Source organism: Lonsdalea britannica (assembly GCF_003515985.1).
In the GTDB taxonomy this organism is placed as follows: Bacteria; Pseudomonadota; Gammaproteobacteria; order Enterobacterales; family Enterobacteriaceae; genus Lonsdalea; species Lonsdalea britannica.
On record NZ_CP023009.1, the window covers coordinates 1,567,032 to 1,590,136 of the forward strand.

21 protein-coding genes are annotated in these 23,105 nt (G+C 55.3%); 13 read left to right on the top strand and 8 right to left on the bottom strand.

All coding sequences use genetic code 11. From position 1 onward, the window contains the following. Nucleotides 1-5 precede the first annotated feature (5 nt). The 3 genes from nadR to serB form a co-directional block, all read right to left on the bottom strand. A complete protein-coding gene (gene nadR, locus CKQ53_RS07380; protein ID WP_085653125.1) occupies nucleotides 6-1,250 on the bottom strand; it encodes a multifunctional transcriptional regulator/nicotinamide-nucleotide adenylyltransferase/ribosylnicotinamide kinase NadR in 1,245 nt (414 codons plus the stop codon). Nucleotides 1,251-1,324: 74 nt separating this feature from the next. Then, nucleotides 1,325-2,710 (bottom strand): DNA repair protein RadA, encoded by a 1,386-nt coding sequence (radA, locus tag CKQ53_RS07385; protein WP_085653126.1) that lies wholly within the window; start codon nucleotides 2,708-2,710, stop codon nucleotides 1,325-1,327. A gap of 20 nt (nucleotides 2,711-2,730) precedes the next feature. Next, nucleotides 2,731-3,708 carry a phosphoserine phosphatase gene (gene serB / locus CKQ53_RS07390; protein ID WP_094118659.1) on the bottom strand — a complete coding sequence of 326 codons (978 nt, stop codon included), beginning with the start codon at nucleotides 3,706-3,708 and terminating at the stop codon, nucleotides 2,731-2,733. A gap of 140 nt (nucleotides 3,709-3,848) precedes the next feature. On the opposite strand from serB, the gene CKQ53_RS07395 reads away from it, so the two are divergent. The 8 genes from CKQ53_RS07395 to CKQ53_RS07430 all read left to right on the top strand — a co-directional run bounded on the left by CKQ53_RS07395 (nucleotide 3,849) and on the right by CKQ53_RS07430 (nucleotide 12,240). Further along, the gene (locus CKQ53_RS07395) at nucleotides 3,849-4,529 is read left to right on the top strand and encodes a YtjB family periplasmic protein (RefSeq protein ID WP_094118660.1); all 681 of its coding nucleotides are present in this window, start codon (nucleotides 3,849-3,851) and stop codon (nucleotides 4,527-4,529) included. Nucleotides 4,530-4,798: 269 nt separating this feature from the next. Next, a complete protein-coding gene (gene prfC / locus CKQ53_RS07400; protein ID WP_094118661.1) occupies nucleotides 4,799-6,388 on the top strand; it encodes a peptide chain release factor 3 in 1,590 nt (529 codons plus the stop codon). A gap of 404 nt (nucleotides 6,389-6,792) precedes the next feature. Next, nucleotides 6,793-7,410, top strand: coding sequence for a molecular chaperone OsmY (osmY, locus tag CKQ53_RS07405; protein WP_094118662.1), 618 nt, complete (start codon nucleotides 6,793-6,795; stop codon nucleotides 7,408-7,410). Nucleotides 7,411-7,659: 249 nt separating this feature from the next. Then, nucleotides 7,660-7,821: a DUF1328 domain-containing protein gene (locus CKQ53_RS07410; protein WP_085653131.1), complete on the top strand. Its 162-nt coding sequence runs from the start codon at nucleotides 7,660-7,662 to the stop codon at nucleotides 7,819-7,821. A gap of 291 nt (nucleotides 7,822-8,112) precedes the next feature. Then, nucleotides 8,113-8,937, top strand: coding sequence for a TatD family hydrolase (locus CKQ53_RS07415; protein WP_085653132.1), 825 nt, complete (start codon nucleotides 8,113-8,115; stop codon nucleotides 8,935-8,937). A gap of 428 nt (nucleotides 8,938-9,365) precedes the next feature. Further along, complete coding sequence (locus CKQ53_RS07420) at nucleotides 9,366-10,643, top strand: NupC/NupG family nucleoside CNT transporter (protein ID WP_094118663.1); 1,278 nt, start codon at nucleotides 9,366-9,368, stop codon at nucleotides 10,641-10,643. 90 nt (nucleotides 10,644-10,733) lie between these two features. Further along, a complete protein-coding gene (locus CKQ53_RS07425; protein ID WP_094118664.1) occupies nucleotides 10,734-11,456 on the top strand; it encodes a 4'-phosphopantetheinyl transferase family protein in 723 nt (240 codons plus the stop codon). A 31-nt stretch (nucleotides 11,457-11,487) separates the two neighbouring features. Further along, nucleotides 11,488-12,240, top strand: coding sequence for an SDR family oxidoreductase (locus CKQ53_RS07430; RefSeq protein ID WP_094118665.1), 753 nt, complete (start codon nucleotides 11,488-11,490; stop codon nucleotides 12,238-12,240). 122 nt (nucleotides 12,241-12,362) lie between these two features. On the opposite strand, the gene CKQ53_RS07435 is transcribed toward CKQ53_RS07430, so the two are convergent. Genes CKQ53_RS07435 through CKQ53_RS07455 form a run of 5 tightly spaced genes read right to left on the bottom strand, consistent with a single transcriptional unit; the run spans nucleotide 12,363 to nucleotide 16,789 of the window. Then, nucleotides 12,363-13,082, bottom strand: coding sequence for an ABC transporter ATP-binding protein (locus tag CKQ53_RS07435; protein WP_085653136.1), 720 nt, complete (start codon nucleotides 13,080-13,082; stop codon nucleotides 12,363-12,365). After that, entirely contained in the window at nucleotides 13,079-13,858 is a 780-nt protein-coding gene (locus CKQ53_RS07440) for an ABC transporter ATP-binding protein (protein WP_094118666.1), read from the bottom strand. The genes CKQ53_RS07435 and CKQ53_RS07440 overlap by 4 nt, the downstream gene beginning before the upstream one ends. Further along, the gene (locus tag CKQ53_RS07445) at nucleotides 13,855-14,745 is read right to left on the bottom strand and encodes a branched-chain amino acid ABC transporter permease (RefSeq protein ID WP_118894833.1); all 891 of its coding nucleotides are present in this window, start codon (nucleotides 14,743-14,745) and stop codon (nucleotides 13,855-13,857) included. Before CKQ53_RS07445 ends, CKQ53_RS07440 begins: the two co-directional genes overlap by 4 nt. Further along, nucleotides 14,738-15,631, bottom strand: coding sequence for a branched-chain amino acid ABC transporter permease (locus CKQ53_RS07450; RefSeq protein ID WP_094118667.1), 894 nt, complete (start codon nucleotides 15,629-15,631; stop codon nucleotides 14,738-14,740). The genes CKQ53_RS07445 and CKQ53_RS07450 overlap by 8 nt, the downstream gene beginning before the upstream one ends. Before the next feature lie 45 nt (nucleotides 15,632-15,676). After that, complete coding sequence (locus CKQ53_RS07455) at nucleotides 15,677-16,789, bottom strand: ABC transporter substrate-binding protein (RefSeq protein ID WP_094118668.1); 1,113 nt, start codon at nucleotides 16,787-16,789, stop codon at nucleotides 15,677-15,679. Between the two features lie 677 nt (nucleotides 16,790-17,466). On the opposite strand from CKQ53_RS07455, the gene CKQ53_RS07460 reads away from it, so the two are divergent. The 5 genes from CKQ53_RS07460 (at nucleotide 17,467) to CKQ53_RS07480 (ending at nucleotide 23,100) form a co-directional block, all read left to right on the top strand. Beyond that, nucleotides 17,467-18,177: a GntR family transcriptional regulator gene (locus CKQ53_RS07460; protein WP_244201011.1), complete on the top strand. Its 711-nt coding sequence runs from the start codon at nucleotides 17,467-17,469 to the stop codon at nucleotides 18,175-18,177. A gap of 408 nt (nucleotides 18,178-18,585) precedes the next feature. Next, nucleotides 18,586-19,386 (top strand): pyrroline-5-carboxylate reductase family protein, encoded by an 801-nt coding sequence (locus tag CKQ53_RS07465; RefSeq protein ID WP_094118670.1) that lies wholly within the window; start codon nucleotides 18,586-18,588, stop codon nucleotides 19,384-19,386. Nucleotides 19,387-19,612: 226 nt separating this feature from the next. Further along, nucleotides 19,613-20,176 (top strand): alkyl hydroperoxide reductase subunit C, encoded by a 564-nt coding sequence (gene ahpC, locus CKQ53_RS07470; RefSeq protein ID WP_085653145.1) that lies wholly within the window; start codon nucleotides 19,613-19,615, stop codon nucleotides 20,174-20,176. A 78-nt stretch (nucleotides 20,177-20,254) separates the two neighbouring features. After that, a complete protein-coding gene (gene ahpF, locus CKQ53_RS07475) occupies nucleotides 20,255-21,820 on the top strand; it encodes an alkyl hydroperoxide reductase subunit F (protein ID WP_085653146.1) in 1,566 nt (521 codons plus the stop codon). Between the two features lie 983 nt (nucleotides 21,821-22,803). Continuing rightward, the gene (locus CKQ53_RS07480; RefSeq protein WP_085653402.1) at nucleotides 22,804-23,100 is read left to right on the top strand and encodes a type 1 fimbrial protein; all 297 of its coding nucleotides are present in this window, start codon (nucleotides 22,804-22,806) and stop codon (nucleotides 23,098-23,100) included. The last annotated feature ends 5 nt before the right edge of the window (nucleotides 23,101-23,105 follow it).

Here is a 23,105-nt window from a genome sequence, read left to right on the forward strand (position 1 = left end):
TGGGTTTAGTTCATGCTGCGGCCGTCGTGTCCCAGCATGTTCTGCACCAGCTCCACGCAGCGCAGAAAGCGGCTGTCGTAGTCCGATTCGGTGACATAGACATAGTCGACGTTATTCTGCGCCAGCATCTCCTTGAGGAGATTTTGGAACTCCGAGCGATCCGCCGTGCTGCCTAGACTGCGTAGACCGTCCGCCACCCACGGCGTGTTGTTTTCCAGCAAAATCACCAGATCGAATCGATATTCCTCAATCAGCGCCTGAACGAACGGGTGCTCGCGACCTTCGTATTTTTTACAAAATGCCTGCGTGGTGATGAAGTCGGTGTCGATAAATGCCACTTTGTTGGCATATTTAACTGAAAAATCAATGTATTGGGCCTGGCCTAGCGCAATTTTATCGTAGTCGGAATACTGCAGTGCCATCTCGTCGCCGCCCAGATGCGAAAATACGTAGTCACGGCCGTATTCCCAGGCGCTGGTGGTGTTAAAGATATTGGACAACTTATTGACCAGCGTTGATTTTCCGCTGGACTCGCCCCCCAGAATCGCCACGGTACGAACGAAGAAAGGTTTCACCTCTGTGGGAATGTATTCCCAGTAGCGGAACGGGTTCTGTCTGATCTGAGAGCCGCTGATATTCATAAAGGAACGGTTCGGGTCGACCAGTACGGCGTCGATCCCGAGATGGGGCTTGTACTGGGGCGCATCCTGCTCTTCGCTGGTGTAGACGAAGTTAGGTTCGATACCTTTTTCCGCCATGAATTTTTTAATGCCTTGGCTCCAGACGTCCCAGCCGTGCGGATAGGGTTCCATACCTTCTTCGTTAAAGGCGTGAATATGGATATTTTTTTGATATTTGAAGGTTTGCAGCAGCCAGCGCAGGCGGTCGCTGACGGTCGGCTGCTGCGACATGGAGCTGTGTTCGAAGAGGGTGCGGTCCCTCTCTTCGTCGAACCCCATGATGACGTGCAGTTCGTCCACCTGGCTACAGGCGCGCTGGATCAAATAGATATGACCGGTATGCAGCGGGTAAAATTTACCGAACACGACGCCGATGCTTTTCTGATGGTAGGGGAATTCCAGCCCCAGGAAGCGGTGCAGCGCTTCCAGCTTCTGCGCGCTGGGGCTTTTGATTTTGGCGTTCAATAATTGGCTAAGGTAGCCTTTCGTCATCCCGGTGGCGTCGGCAACCTGCTGTAGGGTACATCCCTGTTGTTTGATAGCCGATTTGAGGTAATCGAATGGTGACATGATCCGGCGCTCCTTGTTTAGCTTACTAAACAAAATACCACAGGGGCCGGGTCATGATCCAAAGCTATCTGCCGTTACAGATCATCCAGAATGGCGAGCGCGTCCGCCAGCTTCTTAACGCCGAACACCTGCATGTTGGCTGGCGGCTTCTTGGGCATGTTGGCGAAGGGGACGATTGCACGCTTGAAGCCATGTTTGGCCGCTTCGGTGATCCGCTCTTGTCCGCTCGGCACCGGCCTGATCTCGCCCGCCAAACCGACCTCGCCGAAGACCACCAGATCCTGCGGCAGCGGGCGATCGCGCAGGCTGGAGACCAGCGACAGCAGCAGCGCCAGATCGGCGCTGGTTTCCGTCACTTTTACGCCGCCCACCACGTTGACGAACACGTCTTGATCGGACATCTGCAGGCCGCCGTGGCGATGCAGTACCGCCAGCAGGATCGCCAGGCGATTCTGCTCCAGTCCGACCGCCACCCGCCGGGGATTGGCCATCATGGAGTGATCCACCAGCGCCTGAATTTCCACCAGCAGCGGCCGCGTGCCTTCCCATACCACCATCACCGAACTGCCGGAAGTGATCTCATCGCCTCGGCTCAGGAAAATGGCCGATGGATTGCTGATTTCACGCAGACCCTGCTCCGTCATGGCGAAAACGCCCAGCTCATTGACGGCGCCAAAACGGTTTTTATGGCTGCGCAGCGTGCGGAAACGAGAGTCCGCGTCGCCGTCCAGCAGCACGGAACAGTCAATGCAGTGCTCCAGCACCTTTGGCCCCGCCAGCGACCCATCTTTGGTGACGTGGCCGACCATCACGATAGCCACTCCGCGGGTTTTGGCGAAGCGGGTCAAATAGGCGGCGGTTTCACGCACCTGAGACACGCTGCCCGGCGAGGACTGAATATCGGACAGGTGCATCACCTGAATGGAGTCGATTACCATCAGCTTCGGCTGTTCCTGCTCGGCGATCAGGCAGATCTGCTCAATGCTGGTTTCCGACAGCATGTTGAGATTCTGGGCGGGAAGGCCGAGCCGGTGCGCGCGCATCGCGACCTGCTGCAACGACTCTTCGCCCGTCACGTACAGGGTTTTCATCTGTTCGGACAGTTTGCACAGCGTTTGCAGCAGTAGGGTACTTTTACCGGCACCGGGGTTGCCGCCGATCAAAATGGCGCTGCCGGGCACGACGCCGCCGCCCAGCACCCGGTCGAACTCCTGAAAGCCGGTGGAGAAGCGAGGAAGCGCTTCGAGGCTGATGTCCGACAGTTTCTGTACCTTGCTGACCCCGGCGCTGTCGCCCGCATAGCTGGCGAAGCGGTCGCTGCGTGCTGACGACGGCGCGGCCGCCAGACGGACTTCCGTGATGGTATTCCAGGCCTGGCAGGCGCTGCATTGCCCCTGCCAGCGCGGATAATCAGCGCCGCACTCATTGCAGACAAAGGCGCGTTTAGCGGCTTTTGCCACGGTTTACCTCACTTCTTTATTTAACGTTGTTCGTGTCGCAGGCTGCCGCTGAGAATACACAGCACGCCGGTCAGGTCCGCATAGCGGATGCTGGTGGACGTTTGCGCATAGACCTTGGGTTTCGCATGATAGGCGATCCCGAGTCCTGCGGCTTTCATCATCAGCAGATCGTTGGCGCCGTCGCCGATGGCGATCGTCTGCTCCAGGGGGATCTCCAGCTTGTCGGCTAATTGCCGTAAGGTGTCCGCCTTATATTGGGCGTCGACGATCGGGCCTTCCACGTCGCCGGTCAGTTTGCCATCGCGCATGCCCATGGTATTGGCGACCGCTGCCACCAGATTCAGTTTCTGGCGCAGATAATCGGCGAAAAAGGTGAATCCGCCGGAGGCGATCGCCAGATGCCAACCGGCTTCCTGCAGCTGTTTGACCATCTGTTCCAGACCGGGCATCAGCGGGAGCGAGTCACGCACCTGCAGCAGGATATTCGCATCGGCGCCCTTCAGTGTGCCTACGCGTTCGCGCAGGCTGGAAGAGAAGTCGAGATCGCCTTGCATCGCGCGTTCGGTGATCGCCGCCACCTGATCGCCCACGCCCGCCAGGTTGGCGATTTCATCAATGCACTCGATCTGGATCGCCGTGGAGTCCATATCCATGACCAGCAAACCGGGCGAGCGCAGGGTGGGGTGATTCCCCATCGCGGCCACGTCCAGCCCCAGCGTGTGCGCGGACTCGGCGATATGCGGCGTCAGAATGCCCGCCAGTCGAACGACCTGATAGTCGCCTACGCTCCAGGCGCTCACGATGACCATCGGTTCATCCAGCAGGCGCTGCATACGGGATAACGCGTTTTTGTCGAGCGTGTCGCCGTAGAGCAGCCAGCCGGTGTTGCCCGCCCGATAGTCCAGCGGCATGACTTCGTCACCGCTGAGTGACAGCGGCAAATTGGGCCAGCAATTGATCTCAACGGGCAGATCGCGATAGGTCAAACGGTTCGACATGGGGTAAATCCTTTCCTGCGGGTGTTGTGTTGACGACGTAGAACGGTCATAAAGAGGACAATGATAAAACAACGCAACAAGCTATCCTATCGTCAACGCTTCTGGCAACATGAAACTCTCCAAATCGCTCAGGTGTTCCCATGGTTCGGGCTCGGTTGAAATTTCGCTTACATCGTACGGCTATTGTGCTGATCTGTCTGGCGTTGCTGGTGATCCTTATGCAGGGATCGTCGTACTTTAGCCTCAGTCACCAAATGGCGCGCTCTGAACAAGTTGAAGAGCTGACGCGGACGCTGACCCGTCAGGTTGCGTTTAGCCTGACCCCGTTGCTGGAAGGTAATGATGACAACAGCCAGCGGATCCACGACGTGTTGCGCAATCTGACCGACCGCAGCCGGATTCTGGACGCGGGCATCTATGCGCTGGACGGCACGCTGATATCGCGGGCCGGGGAGCAGATCCCGTTACGCGATCGGTTGGCGTTGGATGGCAACCGGGCCGGTAGCTACTTCAACCATCAACTGGTCGAACAGATCAACGGTAAAGATGGGCCGATTGGCTTCCTCCGCGTGACGCTGGATACCCACGTGTTGGCGACCGAAGCCAAACAGGTCGATAACACGACCAATATTCTTAGGTTGATGATCCTGCTGGCGCTGGCCATTGGCATCATTCTCGCGCGGACGCTGTTGCAGCACCGCCGTTCCCGCTGGCAGCAGTCGCCCTATCTGTTGACTGCCAATACGCCGGTGGAGGACGACGATCCGGATAACGATGACGAAAGTGGCGAGACGCCGCACGAGCCCGGTGCTCGTCGCTGAGCGCAGGCGGGCTCCTCAATCTTGCGCCATGCTTCATAAAAACGTCTCCCACCGTGAGCGCTGTGGGAGGCGCTGCTGACGAGAGGCTCGTTCACCGCCGTGGGGCCGATAAACGGCAAAGAAAAGGCGCGTCTTTCAGTCACCGATTGTTTATGACCGGTAAATCAGAGAAAATGCCCCGCTTAACGATTGATTTCCGCTCTGCCTGACGTGACATCGCTGCGATCTGATGCTGACGCCGGGTGCTAACCTGAAGAAGCCTGAACAACATGTCTCCAAGTGAATTTGCCCGCGAAGTCTCGAAACGACGGACTTTTGCCATTATTTCCCACCCTGACGCCGGTAAAACCACCATCACGGAAAAGGTTTTGCTGTTCGGACAGGCGATCCAGACCGCCGGTACGGTAAAAGGCCGCGGCTCTAACCAGCACGCCAAATCCGACTGGATGGAAATGGAAAAACAACGTGGTATCTCCATCACGACCTCCGTGATGCAGTTCCCGTATCGGGATAGCCTGGTCAATCTGCTGGATACCCCGGGGCATGAAGACTTCTCGGAAGATACCTACCGTACGCTGACCGCTGTCGACTGCTGTCTGATGGTGATCGATGCCGCGAAAGGGGTGGAAGATCGTACCCGCAAACTGATGGATGTCACCCGTCTGCGCGATACTCCGATTCTGACCTTTATGAACAAGCTCGACCGCGACATTCGCGATCCGATGGAGCTGCTGGATGAAGTGGAAAGCGAGCTGAACATCGCCTGTTCGCCCATCACCTGGCCTATCGGCTGCGGCAAGCTGTTTAAAGGGGTCTATCACCTTTATAAAGATGAAACTTACCTGTATCAGCGCGGGATGGGGCATACCATCCAGGAACTGCGCGTTATCAAAGGGCTGGATAACCCTGAGCTCGACAGCGCGGTCGGCGAAGAACTGGCGGCCCAGCTGCGTGAAGAGCTGGAATTGGTACAGGGCGCTTCCAATGAGTTCGAAGAAGAGGCTTTCCTGAGCGGCGATTTAACGCCGGTCTTCTTCGGCACCGCGCTAGGTAACTTCGGCGTGGACCACATGCTGGACGGCCTGGTCGACTGGGCGCCGACGCCGATGCCGCGTAAAACCAACGTGCGTGAAGTGGTCGCGTCGGAAGAAAAATTCTCCGGCTTCGTTTTCAAGATCCAGGCCAATATGGACCCGAAACACCGCGACCGCGTTGCTTTCATGCGCGTCGTGTCGGGTAAATATGAGAAAGGTATGAAGCTGCGTCAGGTACGGACCGGCAAAGATGTGACGATCGCGGACGCGCTGACCTTCATGGCGGGCGACCGTTCTCACGTGGAAGAAGCGTATCCCGGCGACATTATCGGCCTGCATAACCACGGCACCATCCAGATTGGCGATACGTTCACGCAGGGCGAAGACATGAAGTTCACCGGTATTCCGAACTTCGCGCCGGAACTGTTCCGCCGCATTCGCCTGCGCGATCCGCTGAGACAGAAACAACTGCTGAAAGGATTGGTTCAGCTGTCCGAAGAGGGGGCTGTGCAGGTATTCCGTCCGCTGATCAATAACGATCTGATCGTGGGCGCGGTAGGGGTACTGCAGTTTGATGTGGTCGTTGCCCGTCTGAAGACGGAGTACAACGTGGAAGCGGTTTATGAGTCGGTCAACGTCTCCACCGCGCGCTGGGTAGAATGCGGCGACGTCAAAAAGCTGGAAGAGTTTAAGCGTAAGAATGAGCAGCATCTGGCGCTGGATGGCGGCGACAACCTGTCCTATGTCGCCCCCACGATGGTCAACCTGAATCTGACTCAGGAACGTTACCCTGACGTACAGTTCCACAAAACACGCGAACATTAATATTCTGCTTAAGATTTACGCAGATGACATAAGCCAGGCTCACGCCTGGCTTTTTGCTATTTTATTATTATATTTCAGATAATTATCCCCCATATCCCCGGCGTCAGCTCTTGATTTACCGCACGGACAAATCCGAATCTCTCGAAATTGCTGTCTTTTTCATCACGTTGCCTGGGTTTTTACCCGCAGTCAGCTATAGTTAACAGTGTGTACGATATTTCTAGTTTGTTTCACTGTTAATTTAACGAGAGGCAGCGGGTTGTATTGAAGTGTTGGTAATTTACGGCATGACAATCTATTCGGTAGCCGATGCCGGCTACGATGCGCTAGCCCCGTGATTGACTCTTTATGAGCACATCCCGTGCAGTGGAACAGTGGTAGTGGCAACAAAAAGGAAGATCTAGATGAAAAAGACCAAGATTGCACAATCAGTAATGGCCGTTGTTCTGGGTACTATGTTGCTGGGCGGTCAGGCGATGGCAGAAGAAACGTTCAGCCAGAAAGTGAAGAACGTGGCCGATACCACCGGACAGAAAGTCGATAGCTCCATGACTTCTGCAGGGAATTATCTGGATGACAGCACGGTCACCGCAAAAGTGAAAAGCGCGCTGCTGGAAGATAAAACCATTGATAGCGGAGACATCTCCGTCGCGACATCTAAAGGCGTCGTAACCCTGAGCGGTTTTGTCGCAAGCCAGGATCTTTCCGCGCACGCGGTCAGCATCGCGAGCAAGACCGAGGGCGTGAAGTCCGTCAGCGATAAGCTGCAGGTCAAAGATGAAAAAGGTTCCCAGACAGTCGGCGCTTATGCCGGAGATACGGTAACCACCAGCAAAGTCAAAGCGAAATTCCTGGCGGACAGCATCGTTCCGTCTCGCCACATCAAAGTTGAAACGCATGACGGCATTGTGCAGCTGACCGGTCAGGTATCGACGGCGGCACAGTCTGCTCAGGCGGAAAGTTTGGCCAAGGCTGTTGAAGGGGTCAAAAGCGTCAAGAATGACCTGACGGTGAAATCCTAATTCAGCTCCGACTCCGGGTTATGCCGTTCCTCGGGTAACCCGCGATCACATCTGCGCGGCGGCTATCTCGCCGCCGCGCCTGTCAGGACGACTCACCGACGGTATCTTCGCTCAGGGCGGCTTCGGCGCCATCAGACCAATGAGCGCGGTTTCGGGCTCATGGTTCTGCCCCGTCGGATAGCCGCGTTGCGTTCTAAGACGCTGGCTGCAACAACATCACTTTAATCACCCGATATTGAAGGAGAGCGTATGTTTCGTTGGGGTATTATTTTTCTGATTGTCGCGCTGATCGCCGCCGCGCTGGGTTTCGGCGGACTGGCGGGTGTCGCGGCGAGTGCAGCTAAAATCGTCTTCGTGATCGGTATCATTCTATTCCTGATCAGTCTCTTCATGGGACGCAGGCGTCCATAGCGATAGCAGTCTGTAGGTGTCGCTAAGGACGTGAATGTGGAGTCTGTGCTGTATCACGTCTATCAACCGCCGGCCCGGCATCCACAAGGATGTGCGGGCCGGTTTTGTATTTAACGGAAAGGCTCGCCTGTCTTTTCGCGTCATCCCTCGGGGCGACGCCTTGCGCTGCGTTCATGGCGGCTCCCATTCGATATAAGGCCGGTGGCCCGGTCTGTTGCAGGCACATGTCGCGATGGGCGAGTAACTGCTATCCTCACAGCCTCTCATTCCGCATGGAGGTCGTATTTGCTTATGCCGGGTTTTGAACTGACCGCCAGCCAGACCGACCTGCGCTCTGACGCGCCGGGTCCGCTGATAGATACCCACTGCCATTTTGACGTTCCTTTGTTTTTGAATGACGAGTCTGACAGCGTGCGACGCGCTCAGGACGCGGGCATCACCGATATCATCATTCCCGCGGTGGACGCCCATCACTTCGATCTTATCCTTCAACTCTCCCAACGTTGGCCTGGCCTGCATGCGGCGCTGGGATTGCATCCGTTATATATCGATCGTCATGACGAAAAGGATTTAGCGTTGCTGGACGCCCGGTTGCAGTCGCATCGGGAAGGCGTAGTCGCGGTCGGCGAGATGGGGTTGGATCTCTATATGGATAATCCCCAGTTCGATCGCCAGTGCCATTTTCTCGGCGAACAGCTGGCGCTGGCTCGTCGTCACGATCTGCCGGTGATCCTGCACTCCCGGCGGACACATGATCGTTTGGCGGCGATACTTCGGCGGTGCCCTCTGCCGCGCACGGGCGTGGTGCACGGTTTTTCAGGTAGCTATGAGCAGGCGATGGTGTTTATCCGGCTGGGTTTTTATATCGGCGTTGGCGGCACTATCACCTATCCGCGCGCCAGCAAAACACGTCAAACGATAGCGAAATTGCCGTTGGAATTCCTGCTGTTGGAAACGGATGCGCCGGATATGCCCGTATCGGGTCATCAGGGTTCGCCCAATCGGCCGGAACGTATACGCGACGTATTTGCGTCGTTGTGTGAACTGCGGAAGGAAATGCCGATGGAGCTCGTCACGGCCCTGGCGGCGAATTCGCGACGTTTATTTCAAATTTGAACGAATAATCGGCGCGTTAGAACGATGGGTAAATCCTAATCACATGTTATCAATGATAAAAAAATTAACATCCGGTTCGATAATGCCGGAATAGTCCTTTTTTCTTCCCGCCAGACTTATCCATTTTCTTCTTCTGACCCACTCTACCCACTGCCGTTAGATGACGTTTTATTGTTTTATGACAATAGGTAACGTGATGAATAGTGGGTAGAAAGAGGAGAAATAATGCACTTTTATCCCAAAATATACAATATTTCAGAATATTTGACGTTTTTATTCATTTAATGTTGTATGCATCGTTGGTTGCTGCCGATAGGCCTTTTATCGCCCAACTTCTTCGTTTGTTAAGTTTTCTAAAGAGAAGGGGCGCACCCTGGCAGTAGCATAGGCTTTCTTATTTATTACTTTCTCTACTAAAGGGATTTTCCATGGAAATATTAATGAGTCTGGTGGGGATGGCCGTACTCATCCTGGTCGGAATCATGCTGTCTAATAACCGTAAGGCAATAAACGTTCGCACGGTTGTCGGCGCTTTTTTGATCCAGATCTGTATTGGCGTATTGGCGCTATATGTTCCCCTGGGCCGACAGGTTCTTGCCAGTATCACTTCCGGCGTAGGTAACGTCATCGGCTATGGCAATGACGGGATCGCTTTTATGTTCGGTGGCCTGGCCTCGGATAAAATGTTCGAGATCTTCGGCGGCGGCGGTTTTGTCTTTGCGCTGCGGGTACTGCCGATGATTGTGTTCTTCTCTTCCCTTATCGCGGTGCTGTATTACCTCGGCATCATGCAGTGGGTCGTTCGTCTGCTGGGCGGCAGCCTACAGCTGCTGTTGCGGACGTCGCGCACCGAATCTCTCTCCGCCACCGCGAATATCTTTGTCGGCATGACCGAGGCGCCATTGGTGGTGCGTCCCTACATTGCGGGCATGACGCAGTCCGAACTCTTTGCCGTCATGTGCGGCGGGCTGGCCTCTATCTCCGTTTCCGTTCTTGCGGGCTATGCGCAGATGGGCGTGCCGCTGGAGTATCTGATCGCCGCTTCCTTTATGGCCGCGCCGGGCAGCCTGCTGTTTGCCAAGCTGATCATGCCGGAAACGGAACAGACGCATGACCGTGATACGGTTCAACATTTCGACGGTGAAGAACAAAAACCGAGCAATGTCATCGACGCGGCGGCGGGCGGTGCGGCGTCAGGTTTGCAATTGGCGCTAAATGTTGGCGCAATGTTACTGGCTTTTATCGCTTTGATTGCTTTACTTAACGGTATCCTCAGCGGTGTTGGCGGCTGGTTCGATTATCCGCAGCTGTCTCTGGAGCTGGTTCTTGGCTGGATTTTTGCACCTGTGGCATTCCTGATCGGTGTGCCGTGGAGTGAAGCAACGGTGGCAGGTTCATTCATCGGTCAGAAGCTGGTTGTTAATGAATTTGTGGCCTATTTGAATTTGAGCTCCTACCTCAAACCTGACGATGTGGTTGCGGCCTCCGGTTTACAGGTACTGTCTACACACACGAAAGCGATTGTCTCTTTTGCACTGTGCGGCTTCGCCAATTTGTCCTCTATTGCCATTCTCATTGGCGGTTTGGGCAGCATGGCGCCGAATAGACGTCCGGACATTGCCCGCTTCGGAATGAAAGCCATTGCGGCAGGGACGCTATCGAATCTGATGAGCGCCAGTATCGCCGGTTTCTTTCTGGCTTTGTGAGTCGTGTTTTACAGGGAGGTAGCGCCGCTGCTTCTCTGTACTGTGAACTAGTGGCACATGCGCTATGTTCCGCTTGAAGAGTTAAAGAATATGCTTTCTGTTTTTATAGAAGATATCGAGTGGGTTACGTTCCGCCAGGCTGACAGCGACGCTATTTACCCTGGGGTAGGGGCGCGCTGTCATTTTTCCCTGCGGACTTATCGTGATGATTTGTTCTTTCGCGCAGGGATTCCTTTTACAGCAGAAATTGCACGCTCAGTGCCTAAGCGTCGGGCTGAGTATCTGGCCGGACGTCATCTCGCCCGCCGGGTGCTCGAACGCCTGGGGGTTGAGCGATACACATTGAAAAACGGCGAGGATCGTTCGCCGCAGTGGCCCGACTTTATCGTTGGGTCGTTGAGCCATAACGCAGACTGCGCGCTCTGCGCGGCCCATATGCGTCAGGATACGGCCTCCTACGTCGGATTGGATGTCGAGACGGTCATGAGCGAGGAGCGGGCGAACAGCCTGTGGCCGGGGATCATCAACGATGAAGAGTTCGACTGGTTGCATGAGACGTTCCCCGGTCGTTTCTCGACGTTGCTGACGCTGGCGTTCTCCGCCAAGGAGAGTTTGTACAAGGCGCTGTATCCGCAGGTGAAACACTATTTTGATTTTCTGGATGTCAAACTTGTGACGCTGGACAGCGTCCGGCACACCTTCACTCTGGAACTGTTGTGCGACCTGTCGCCCGACTTCCCGAGGGGGCGGCGCTTTAGCGGGACGTATCAACTGCGAGAGCAGGATGTGATCACGTTTATTTATCACCAATAATGGATAACGGCACGCTCGAAGGAAGTCGACGATGAAGATGACGGGGAACACGTTGCTAATCACCGGCGGTGGTTCTGGGATAGGTCGCGGACTGGCGGAAGCCTTTCATCGCGCGGGCAACCAGATCGTCATTGCCGGGCGCGACGTCTCCCGTTTGCGCGAGGTCGCCTCTGCCCATCCGGGCATGGCGTATCTCGCGCTTGACCAGCGTTCTCCGGACGGCGTGGCGGCTTTCGTCCAGCAGCTGACGGCGCGTTTTCCCACGTTGAATGGCGTGATCAATAACGCAGGAATCCAGCGGCGGGAAAAGGTGACCGAACGTGACTGGCAGACGGTGCAGGAGACGATATCCACCAATCTGTTGGGGCCGATTTACCTGACCACCGCTTTGTTGCCGCATCTGCTTCAGCAACCCCGTGCGGCGATCCTTAACGTGACGTCCGAACTGGCGTTTATGCCGCAGGCGGCCACGCCAACGTACTGCGCGAGTAAAGCCGCGCTGCACTCTTATACGCAATCGCTGCGTTTTCAGCTGCGCGATACCGCGGTGCAGGTCATAGAGGTGATCCCGCCTTGGGTGCAGACAGGTTTGCAGGGTGAGCAAGGGCACGATCCGCGGGCGATGCCGCTGGACGTGTTTATCAATGAGACGATGGCATTGTTGCAGGCGAATCCCGAGTCAGAGGAGATTGTCGTCGCGCGGGCTCGTCCGCTGCGTGACGCGCCGCGCAGTGAGGGCTACGACGCGCTGCTTCAGGCTTTCAATTCGCCAGAGGCGGAGTGACCTCGCGAAAGCCGTTATTCGAAAAAGAGATGCAAAACAGGCGGAACTTCGGTTCCGCCTGTTTTTTTTAGTGAATGCTCACTTACTTATGAGCCTTACATCATCAGCCTGTTTCAGGAACGCTACGCGGCGCGTCCGCCCAGATACAGCTCTCGCATACGTGGATCGTTGAGCAGCTCGCTCGCGTTGCCTGTCAGTGCGACTTTTCCCAACGCCAGCACATAGGCCCGGTCTGAGATATGCAGGGCTTCCATGGCATTCTGTTCCACCATCAATATCGCTACGTTCTCTTCCCGACGAATTGCCTGAATGGCGTCGAAGACATCCGTCAGCATTTTGGGCGAGAGCCCGGCGGAAGGCTCGTCCAGCAGCAGGGTTGCGGGCCGGGGCATCAGGGCGCGAGTCAGCGCCAATATCTGACGCTCCCCGCCGGAAAGCGCCGATGCCGTTGCGCGCCATTTCTTGCGCAGCAACGGATAGCGTTCGCACAGCTCTTCCATTCGCTGTCGGCGCTGTCTGTCCGGCAGAAACTGACCGCCGGTTTGCAAATTTTCCTTGATAGTCAGGTTGTTGAAGACGTTGTCCGTCTGGGGCACAAAGCCAAGTGAGCACTCACGAACTTTGCGATGGATCGGGATTCTGCCCACGTCACGATCGTCCAACAGAATCTGCCCGCCGCGTGGCGTCAGGTAGCCCGCGATGCATTTCAACAAGGTTGACTTACCACAGCCGTTGGGGCCGAGCAGCGTGACGATTTCCGCGTTATCCACCTGCAGGGAGATGCCCTGAAGGATGTCGATGCCGGGGGTATAGCCAGCCACGACGTCGTGCAACGTAATCATACGGCCTCCTGTTGAGTCTGGGCGCTGCGGCCCAGATAAGCGTCCAGCACCTGCTGATTATTCGCCAACTCGTCCGGATGGCAACTGGCGACGATGTGCCCGCGATCCAGTACGATACAGCGCTGGCACAGCTCGCGAATGAAGTGCATATCGTGTTCAATAATCACCAGCGACAGCCCCTCGCGATTCAAACGTAGTAGCGTCTCCACAATATCCCGTCGCAGGTTGGGGTGAACGCCAGCCATCGGCTCGTCCAGCATCAGAATCTGCGGATCGCCCATCAGCGCACAGGCGATGCCCAGCAGCTTTTTTTGACCGCCGGACAGCGCTGCGGCGGGCAGGTCGCGGACGGGATTAAGCAGCAGCGCGTCAATCAACGCCTGCGCTTTGGCGCGGTCTGCCTGTTCGGCGCGTCGAGTCGCCGGTAGCGACAGCAGACTGCTCCAGAAACCGTGATGCCGCGTGCCCGCCGTCATCACCACTTCCATCACCGTCATTTTTTGCGGCATAGCGGGGAGCTGGAAAGTGCGTGCAACACCGGACTGAATGATGCGATGCGTCGGCAACTTATCGATACGTTGCCCGGCGACGTGAATAGCGCCGCCATCTATCGGGGTGAATCCTGAAATCGCATTCAGCAGCGTACTTTTTCCTGACCCGTTTGGCCCCAGCAGACCGAGGATCTCTCCTTGATGCAGGGTAACGTTGACGCCCTCGAGTACGCGGTTACCGCCGAAGGCTTTACTGACATTCTCGATCTGCATCAGTGGCGTCATGACGGCACCTTCCTTAATTTTTCAGGCAGCAATCCGCCGGAACGCCACAGCAGGCAGGCCAGCAGAATAACGCCGACCGTGCCCAGACGCAGCGCGCCGGTGATATCGGAACCGATATTAAACAGGTCTTTGGCGAAAGGAATGAAGGTATACAGGCATTCGACGACCAGAACGCCCAAGAGCACGCCCGCGACATTGCCGATACCGCCGATCATCACCATGCTCCAGATCAGGAAGGTTTCGGAGGGCAGAAGGTAATCGGGGCTAACGTAACTGGTGTAATAGGCCATCAGGATCCCCGCGGCGGTGGCGATCGCCGCGCTGCACATCAGCGTGCGGCATTTCAGCCATTGCAGGTGATAGCCCATGCATGTCGCCAGCTGAGGCTGTTCGCGCATCAGACGTAGCGCCCGGCCGAAGCGGCTTTTACCCAACCGATGGGAGATGATTGCCACCAACGCGACGGACAACAGGATCACCACGGCGAAAATCAGTCCGTCGCCCTGCGTAGAGCCGGTGGACCATGCTGGGACGATGTTGCCCAGTCCTTGCGCGCCGCCGGTCAGCAAGTCTTCATTGATCGCGATCGTGCGAATGATCTCGGCGACGGCCAGGGTGGCAATTCCCCAGTAATCCGCTGCCAGCTGGCGGCCCAGCACCGACATGCCTGCGCCGATCAACAGGGAAAGCGCCATGCCGAACGCGCTGGCTTCGACAAAAGAAAGCCCCAACCGAGCGCCAATTCCGGCGGAGTAAGCGCCGATACCGACAAAGGCGATATGGCCGAAGTTGAGCAGTCCAGCGTAGCCCGCCTGGATATTCAGCGCAAGCGCAATCAGGGCGTAGATGCCGGTGATGCTAATAAGATGGAGCAGGAAATCAGACACGGCGCACCTCCCGGTTAAACAGGCCGTAAGGACGCAGCAGCAGCGCCAGCAGCAGAATGACGAACGACGCCGCATTGATGTAGGTGACGGGGATGAACACCAGTTCACTGCCGAATAGCCAGCCGAAGTCGAGGTTAGTGACCAGCGTTTCGGTAGCCGCAATCAGCAGCGCGCCGAAGACGGCGCCTAGCGGATTACCCAGCCCGCCCAGAATGGCGGCGGCCAGAATCGGCAGCAGCAGATCGCTGCCCTGATTAACATAGGCACTGGAGTTAAGCGCCAGCATGGAGCCGCCGAGTCCTGCCAGCGTACCGGCGATGAAATTGACGGTATGCACCAGCGCATCGGCGTTCAGGCCCGATGCGGCGGCCAGATCGCGGTTGCTCGCCAGAGCCCGAATGGAGCGTCCGAGCGAGGTATAGAACAGCAGCGCGCCGAAGGCGACCAGCAACACCATTGTGACGCCCAGCGTCCACAGTTGGTTACGGGAAACGAAGCTATCGGCCAGCGAGATCGTCGGACTGAGCGGCAGGTTGTAGCTGACGGGCGACGATCCGGCGATCCCCAGAATCAGGGCGATCAGGATCATCGATACGGCCAGCGATCCGATCATGGCGCTTGCCGGCCCGGACTGCGCCAGGCGACGAAAGATCCCATGATGCAGCAGCGTCGCCATCGCACCGGTCAGTACGCTAGCCAGTAGGATAGCCAGCAGGAACGGACAGCCGATCCGCAGCAGCGCGGCCGTCATGAAGGAACCCACCATCGCATATTGCACGTGCGCCACGTTGGCGAACCGCACCAGCCCGTAAACCAGACTCAGGCCGAGCGCGATGGGCGCCAGGTCCGCAGTGCGGAGCAAGGTATCGAGAATGAACTGAAGCATAGACTCTTCCTGAAAGGGAACCGGGGCGCGAACGCCCACTAACGCTTAGCGCAGTTCCTGAATACCGTTAACGACTTTGACCTTTTTGTACGGCTGGGTCTGGCGCTGGTTATCGGCGCCGAGATTCAGCGGTCCGGTCACGCCGTCAAAATGCGGCGCGATGCTCTGCATGGCTGCCTGCAATGCTGCCGGGTCGGCGTTGCCCGCTTTGTTGATCGCGGCGGCGGCCAGCGTGATGCTGTCGTAGGCATAGCTGCTGTAGGCGGACTGCGGCGCAGTACCATAGCGCTGTTTAAACCGGTCAATGTAACCTTGCCCCTGATCGCCAGTACCGGCGACTTCCATCCCCACTCGGCCTTCAATGTACTCTGCCGGCGTGTTGGCGGTGCTCATGGTCAGATACATGCCGTACCACGGCGTTTTGTTCAAACCCAGCTCGTAGGATTCGCGGTTGAGCACCACCGCATCCTGACCGTAGGTGGTGTAGACGTAGGCGTCCGGTTTGGCGCGTGAGAGCTGGCTTAGCTCGCGGCGGTAGGAGGACTGGCCGCCGGTGTAGAGCATTTTGGCGACGACTTTGCCGCCCAGCGCCTGAAAATCTTTATTGAACTGATCCAGCATGCTCTGGCCGTAGGCGCCATTGGGGGCGACGAACGCCACTTTGCGGTAGCCCATCTCATACACGTCTTTGGCGGAGAATCGCGTCGCCAGGTCGGCCAGGCCGATCACGCTATAGGAGTATTTACCCACGTTGCGCATATCGGTGCTGGAAGAGGTGATATTGATATGCACGCGCTGATTTTTCACCAGATATTGCCCGACAGGGAGGGTGACGCTGGAGGAGAACTCCCCGGCGACCAGCGGCACGTTGTTGACCTGCGTCAGTTTGCGTACGGCATCAAGCGCGGTGACCGGACTACCCGCGGAATCCTCAATAATCACAGCCAGTTTCTGACCGTTAACGCCGCCGTGCGCGTTAACCTGATCCACGGCTAATTCGATTCCCCGACGCATGTCTTCGCCGATAGTGGCGCTGACGCCGGTCAGCGGCAGAATAGCGCCGATGGTCACATCCGCTTGTGCGGGCAGGGTGGCGCCGAAGAGTGCGCCGCCGAGCAGCGCTGAAGCTAAGAAAGCCTGACGAAAATGCACGGTCATACCTGTTTCTCCTGGTCGGAATCATCAATAAGGCGGAGCTGTAGTGGGCTTCATCCCTGGCGTTGTTATTAATATTTTGAGACTGCCACCGTCAGGGCGGAACACCCCGCAATCCGGGGCTTCACCAAGTGAATGACATAGTGAATGATGAAGTGAATACACTTTGCCAGAAACGTTGGAGCAATTGCTATGCCACCCCGGTCGAAAAACGAGCTTCGGCGGGAAAGCGGGAAGCCATTTTTCTTTCGGATAAATAATATTTACAGTAATAACAAGGAGTCACGTTATAAATTCAAAGAGAGAAACGGGACCTTTATTATTTATACGGAATACGAATAGATAATAAATAGATGGAATAAAACCGTTGTTCTGTACGAAATTGCTTCAGATTGGTGCATGTAGATTCACCGTTGTGCAAGATTTCATTGTTTCATCATTATCGCCTTATTTTCTGTTTCTCGTTATTAACAAGGTTGGGATTGTATTTTCATTCTTGGTTTTAGGTGTGGATAGAGGTGTATGCACATCGCCGTTGTGTTATGAATTCAGGCATGTTATCAATTCAATTAAGCTCATTTACGCCGTACTTAATAGGGCGCTCATCCCCGAATACGGTAATGAATCATTAAAATCCCGTGCCAACCCCGTGTCGGCTGTCGAGAGGAAATAACGTGCCGGTGAGTTCGAAAACAGTGCGCAGTGCGGACAGCGTGGAAAAAGTGTATGAAGCGGTGAAAGCGCTGGCGATCGATTATCACTTTAAACCGGGCGAAAGAATTAACGAAGTTGAGCTGGCTGCGCGTCTGGGCGTATCTCGCACGCCGGTCCGGGAGGCGCTGAATCGTCTGGCGCAGGATGGCTTTATGAGCTTCGTCCCCAACCGCGGTTTTTACTCTCGCGACATTACGCCCGAAGGTGTACACGACCTCTATGAAATGCGCGCGATTGTCGAACAGGCTGCATTCCGACTGGCTTGCCAGCGGGCCAGCGAGGAAGAAATAGAACAAACGGCGGCGATTTGGGAAGAGAGCTGCCGGGCGCTTCCAGACCCGGAAACCATCTCGGATTGGACCAAAGTGGCTGAGGACGATGAAGCTTTTCATCTGGCTATTGCCCGCATCACGCGTAACCGTCGACTGTACGAAACGCTTGAGAGTTTGAACTCCCTGATCCGCTTTTTCCGCCGAATCGATCTGGAAACGCCCAGCCGTCGTAATAATGCCTACGATGAACATATCGGTATTATCGATGCGTTGCGTCAGCGTGATATTGAACGCGGCGCGGCGCTAATGGAAAAACATGTTTCGCTCAGCGCCGATCACGCTATCGCGGTAACAAAAGAAGGGCTGGCGCGTATTTATTTCGGAAAATTAGATCATTTTAAATAATCTCTGCGGGAACATCCCGAATAAAGCGCCTTTAGGGGTGATGCGCCAAAATATACAAAGATAAGCGGTCTTGCTTTATTCCATCGCAGAACTATCGCGGCCATGAAATAGCCACAAAAGAAAAGTTGATGCTTTCGTTTAGCTTATTGGTGCCCACGTCGTTGACGATGGGCGTGTCTCTTTGCTGAGAAAGCGGCGCGCGCCAAACAGTGATACCGCGCAAAACAAAGCACCGCTTCACTGGATGACCGAAAGACCGTTTGAATGGGCAACGTTCTGGGCCATTAGACGACGTTGGCGGATGTTGCCGAGCCCTGTCTGCGGTCGGGTAAAAAGGGAATCGGGCCGCTTCGGGCCACGCGCCCGTTAATCACACAGAATCTGTTACGTCATTTTTAGGGGAAAATCATGAGTCAAATTCACTTTATCGGGGCAGGGCAAATGGCGGAAGCCATTATTCGGGCGGCGCTGAACAGCGGCAAGTTGGCGCGTGATGCTGTGACGCTGGAGGATATCGACGCCTCACGGATCGCCACGCTCACGGAACGTTACCAGCTGACATCATCCCTGAGTGGGGATGCCGCGCTGGCTGCAGCCGACTACATCGTGGTGGGCGTTCGCCCGCAGGATGATATCGCCGCGGTGTCTGCTCGCATCTGTCAGCACGCGGCACCCGAGGCGACAGTGGTGTCCATCATCGCTGGCGTCACGCTGGCGACCCTGACCGAACAGCTCGGCGAAACACGCCCCATTGCGCGCGTGATCCCGAATACGCTGACGGATACCGGCTACGGTTACAGCGGCGCGGTGCTGAACTCACAGGTCGAAGAAGCGCCGCTCTGCGAATTCCTCGAAAGCTTTGGCAAGGTGATGCTACTGGAAGAGCGGCTGCTGGATATTTTTACCGGCTTCGGCGTCGCGGGTCCTAACTACGTCTATTATTTCATCGAGTCGCTGGTCGATGCCGGTGTCTTGGCCGGGTTGCCACGCCAACAGGCGACGCAGGTCGCCTATGAAAATCTGGTCGGTGCGGTCGCGATGCTCAATATCAGCGGCAAACATCCGCGCCAGCTGCTGGACATCAATAACTCGCCGGCGGGTGTTGGTATGCATGGTCTGTACGAGTTGAACAACAGCGACTTTGCCGCCGGGCTGCAGCGTAGCGTGCTGGCGGCGGTCAAACGCACCACTGAACTGGCGAAATCATAAGCGACACGCCCGGTCCCGCGAGGACATTCCTAATAATGAATACCGTGCCGAAGCGGCTCTGTGCCGCGGTTCGGCACGGTATCCTGCTCCCCTCAGCCCATTTCCCATCACGACGCATCGTTATCATGCAAGGTATCGCTTATTGATTCGATAACGACAACGCATTAGCCCGTCACGGCGCACTTCTGTACTTTAGCCCCATACCAACACGCATGAGGATAAAGTGATGTCAGTAATTAACACCAAAGTTAAACCATTCAAAAACACGGCTTTCAAAAACGGTGAGTTCATCGAAGTTACTGAAAAAGACATTGAAGGTAAGTGGAGTGTGTTCTTCTTTTACCCGGCTGACTTTACGTTTGTCTGCCCGACCGAACTGGGCGACGTGGCTGATTACTACGACGAATTCCAGGAGCGTGGCGTAGAAATCTACTCTGTGTCTACCGATACTCATTTCACGCACAAAGCGTGGCACGGCAGCTCAGAAACCATCGGCAAGATCAAATACACCATGATCGGCGACCCGACTGGCCAGCTGACTCGTAACTTCGAAAACCTGCGTGAAGCTGAAGGCCTGGCAGACCGTGGTACCTTCATCGTCGATCCTCAGGGCATCATCCAGGCAGTTGAGATCACCGCTGAAGGCATCGGCCGTGACGCATCCGACCTGCTGCGCAAAGTGAAAGCCGCACAGTACGTTGCCGCTCACCCGGGTGAAGTTTGCCCTGCCAAATGGAAAGAAGGTGAAGCGACTCTGGCTCCGTCTTTGGACCTGGTCGGCAAAATCTAAGCCTGCTCTCGCTAATACTCTATTGATGTTTTTATCGGGTGCTCAGCACCCGATTTTTTTCGCACTGAGGGATAATCAATGCTCGACAATACAATGAAAGTCCAGTTGAAAGCCTACCTGGAAAAATTAACCAAACCTGTTGAGTTAGTCGCGACGCTGGATGACTCAGCAAAATCTTCTGAAGTCAGAGAGTTGCTGACTGAGATCGCCGGATTATCCGCACAGGTCAGTTTCACCGAAAACAACGACCTGCCAGTGCGTAAACCCTCTTTTCTTATTACCAATCCGGGTTCTCAGAGCGGTCCGCGTTTCGCCGGCGTACCGATGGGACACGAATTTACTTCCTTGGTGCTGGCCTTGCTACAGGTGGGCGGGCACCCGTCTAAAGAATCCCAGGAATTACTGGACCAGATTCGCGGTCTGGATGGCGAGTTCCATTTCGAAACTTACTACTCGCTGTCTTGCCACAACTGCCCCGATGTCGTTCAGGCACTGAACCTGATGTCAGTGCTGAACCCGAATATCACTCATAGCGCGATCGATGGCGGCGTATTCCAGGACGAAATCGAGAGCCGTAACGTCATGGGCGTTCCGACCGTGTTCCTGAACGGCGAACACTTCAGCCAAGGTCGTATGACCCTGAGCGAAATCGTCAACAAGATCGATACCGGCGCCAGCGCTAAGCAGGTTGAACAGCTGAACCAGCGTTCGGTCTACGACGTCCTGATCATCGGCAGCGGCCCTGCCGGAGCGGCGTCTGCCGTCTACTCTGCGCGTAAAGGGATCCGCACCGGTCTGATGGGCGAACGTTTCGGCGGCCAGATCCTGGATACCGTAGACATTGAAAACTACATTTCCGTGCCGAAAACAGAAGGCGCAAAACTGGCGACCGCGCTGAAGAGCCACGTCGATGACTACGATGTCGATGTGATCGACGCGCAGACCGCGACGGCGCTGATCCCCGGTGCCGAGCCCGGCATGCCGCATCAGATTGAAACTGCCTCCGGCGCGGTACTGAAGTCTCGCACCATCATCATCTCTACCGGCGCTCGCTGGAGAAATATGAATGTGCCGGGCGAAGATCAGTATCGCACCCGTGGTGTGACCTACTGCCCGCACTGTGACGGCCCGCTGTTTAAAGGCAAGCACGTGGCGGTCATCGGCGGCGGTAACTCTGGCGTCGAAGCGGCCATCGACCTGGCTGGCGTGGTGAAACATGTGACGCTGTTGGAATTCGCGCCTGAACTGAAAGCAGACTCCGTGCTGCAGGATAAAGTCCGTAGCCTGCCGAACGTTGATATCATTGTTAACGCGCAGACGACGGAAGTGAAAGGCGACGGCCAGAAAGTGACCGGACTGTCGTATAAGGATCGCGTTAGCGAAACTGAACACGAGCTGGCTCTGGAAGGGATCTTCGTTCAGATCGGTCTGCTGCCGAACACCCAATGGCTGGAAGGGACGGTGGCGAGAAACCGCATCGGCGAAATCGAGATCGACGCGAAATGCGAAACCAGCGTTAAAGGCGTCTTCGCGGCGGGCGACTGCACCACCGTGCCGTACAAGCAAATCATCATTGCCACCGGCGAAGGGGCGAAAGCCTCGCTGAGCGCGTTTGATTACCTGATCAGAACGCAGTCGGCATAACCGTCTGTACGGCGCTGGGGCGCCGTAAACAATATCCTTGTTGTGTTTGTGTCTGAAGAACCGCTCAGCTTGGCTGGGCGGTTTTTTTTCGTCTGTATCCAACGCGTCGCGAGATCTTTAGTCTTGTTGGTTCTTAGGGGTCAACACGTCTGATAAGGGATCGCGAGAGACGTGGCCTAAGGGGCGTGTCACAGGGTTGCAAACCGCGTTAAGTCTTGAGCTAACCTCCCGCCGTTATCCACCGAGCGACAAAACGGCCCTCTGAGGCCTCCATTTTTCCTCTAGCCGTTGGCATTGAATAGCCCCTCTCTTCGCCTTATTACGCGTTTGAGCGTGTTTAACGCCTTGAGTCATATCGCTGACGCCGAAGATCGATATCTCTTTTATCGGCACATTTACTCGTTAATCCCCGTGAAATGCAGAACGGAGGGATTGGGGGGGAATATCAGAGCTGAAAAGAATGATGGAGCAAAAGCGACTGACATTATGGTCGGCCAAACCCCCTGCCAGAAACAGCGATACAGGCGTGCTGAACAGTGATGACCTGTATCGGCCAGAAAGAACGTCCGTTAATCAATGAATCGCCTCATACAGGCACTTTCATGCCCAATACGAGGGCATCGTCACCACGGGCTTTTTCGTCGGACCTACGGGGGTAACATTGCATTGCTTCTTTTTCTTCTATCAATTTGCTGCTGTTATAACTGAGTCGCTATTATTAAAAATAAATACGATCGAGTTCTCGTTTTTAAATATTTTATCCCTAGATTTAATCGTATTTTCAAGTGCTATTTTTTATAGGTTTTTGGGATAAGGGCCGTCTTTGGTGGAAATGAATTAATATAATTATTTACCAATTTAACCTATTCGCGTCAGCAGAGTGTAAATCTAGGCTCAATTCGAAAAATAACTGATTTACCCACTAAAGTTTTATTAAATAATACCGTTTATACAGACTCGCCAACACAAATAGGGAACGCACCATGAAACACATTCATTCTTTTTTCAAAATCGTATTACCCGTTATCTTTATAATGGTTTTGCCAAAAACGTTTGCTGACTCTGGCGTTATTCATTTCCGGGGAGCGATTGTGGAGTCTCCTTGTGAAGTGGTCCCAGATGCCCAGCACATCGCGGTTAGCTGCTTCCGCGCTGGGAAAAACCAGGTAATTCAGGTAAATAACCAATCGCAGTCCAATATTTTACCTCAGAATATTGGTTATGTGAAAACGACAACGCTCGAACCCGGAGTGAAGTCCATGGTTATTAATTACAACTGATTCAT

Coding starts and splice junctions, on each gene's coding strand:
- nadR (WP_085653125.1), bottom strand. CDS start 1,250: ATGTCACCATTCGATTACCTCAAATCGGCTATCAAACAACAGGGATGT.
- serB (WP_094118659.1), bottom strand. CDS start 3,708: ATGTCGAACCGTTTGACCTATCGCGATCTGCCCGTTGAGATCAATTGC.
- CKQ53_RS07395 (WP_094118660.1), top strand. CDS start 3,849: ATGGTTCGGGCTCGGTTGAAATTTCGCTTACATCGTACGGCTATTGTG.
- prfC (WP_094118661.1), top strand. CDS start 4,799: ATGTCTCCAAGTGAATTTGCCCGCGAAGTCTCGAAACGACGGACTTTT.
- osmY (WP_094118662.1), top strand. CDS start 6,793: ATGAAAAAGACCAAGATTGCACAATCAGTAATGGCCGTTGTTCTGGGT.
- CKQ53_RS07410 (WP_085653131.1), top strand. CDS start 7,660: ATGTTTCGTTGGGGTATTATTTTTCTGATTGTCGCGCTGATCGCCGCC.
- CKQ53_RS07415 (WP_085653132.1), top strand. CDS start 8,113: ATGCCGGGTTTTGAACTGACCGCCAGCCAGACCGACCTGCGCTCTGAC.
- CKQ53_RS07420 (WP_094118663.1), top strand. CDS start 9,366: ATGGAAATATTAATGAGTCTGGTGGGGATGGCCGTACTCATCCTGGTC.
- CKQ53_RS07425 (WP_094118664.1), top strand. CDS start 10,734: ATGCTTTCTGTTTTTATAGAAGATATCGAGTGGGTTACGTTCCGCCAG.
- CKQ53_RS07430 (WP_094118665.1), top strand. CDS start 11,488: ATGAAGATGACGGGGAACACGTTGCTAATCACCGGCGGTGGTTCTGGG.
- CKQ53_RS07435 (WP_085653136.1), bottom strand. CDS start 13,082: ATGATTACGTTGCACGACGTCGTGGCTGGCTATACCCCCGGCATCGAC.
- CKQ53_RS07440 (WP_094118666.1), bottom strand. CDS start 13,858: ATGACGCCACTGATGCAGATCGAGAATGTCAGTAAAGCCTTCGGCGGT.
- CKQ53_RS07450 (WP_094118667.1), bottom strand. CDS start 15,631: ATGCTTCAGTTCATTCTCGATACCTTGCTCCGCACTGCGGACCTGGCG.
- CKQ53_RS07455 (WP_094118668.1), bottom strand. CDS start 16,789: ATGACCGTGCATTTTCGTCAGGCTTTCTTAGCTTCAGCGCTGCTCGGC.
- CKQ53_RS07465 (WP_094118670.1), top strand. CDS start 18,586: ATGAGTCAAATTCACTTTATCGGGGCAGGGCAAATGGCGGAAGCCATT.
- ahpC (WP_085653145.1), top strand. CDS start 19,613: ATGTCAGTAATTAACACCAAAGTTAAACCATTCAAAAACACGGCTTTC.
- ahpF (WP_085653146.1), top strand. CDS start 20,255: ATGCTCGACAATACAATGAAAGTCCAGTTGAAAGCCTACCTGGAAAAA.
- CKQ53_RS07480 (WP_085653402.1), top strand. CDS start 22,804: ATGAAACACATTCATTCTTTTTTCAAAATCGTATTACCCGTTATCTTT.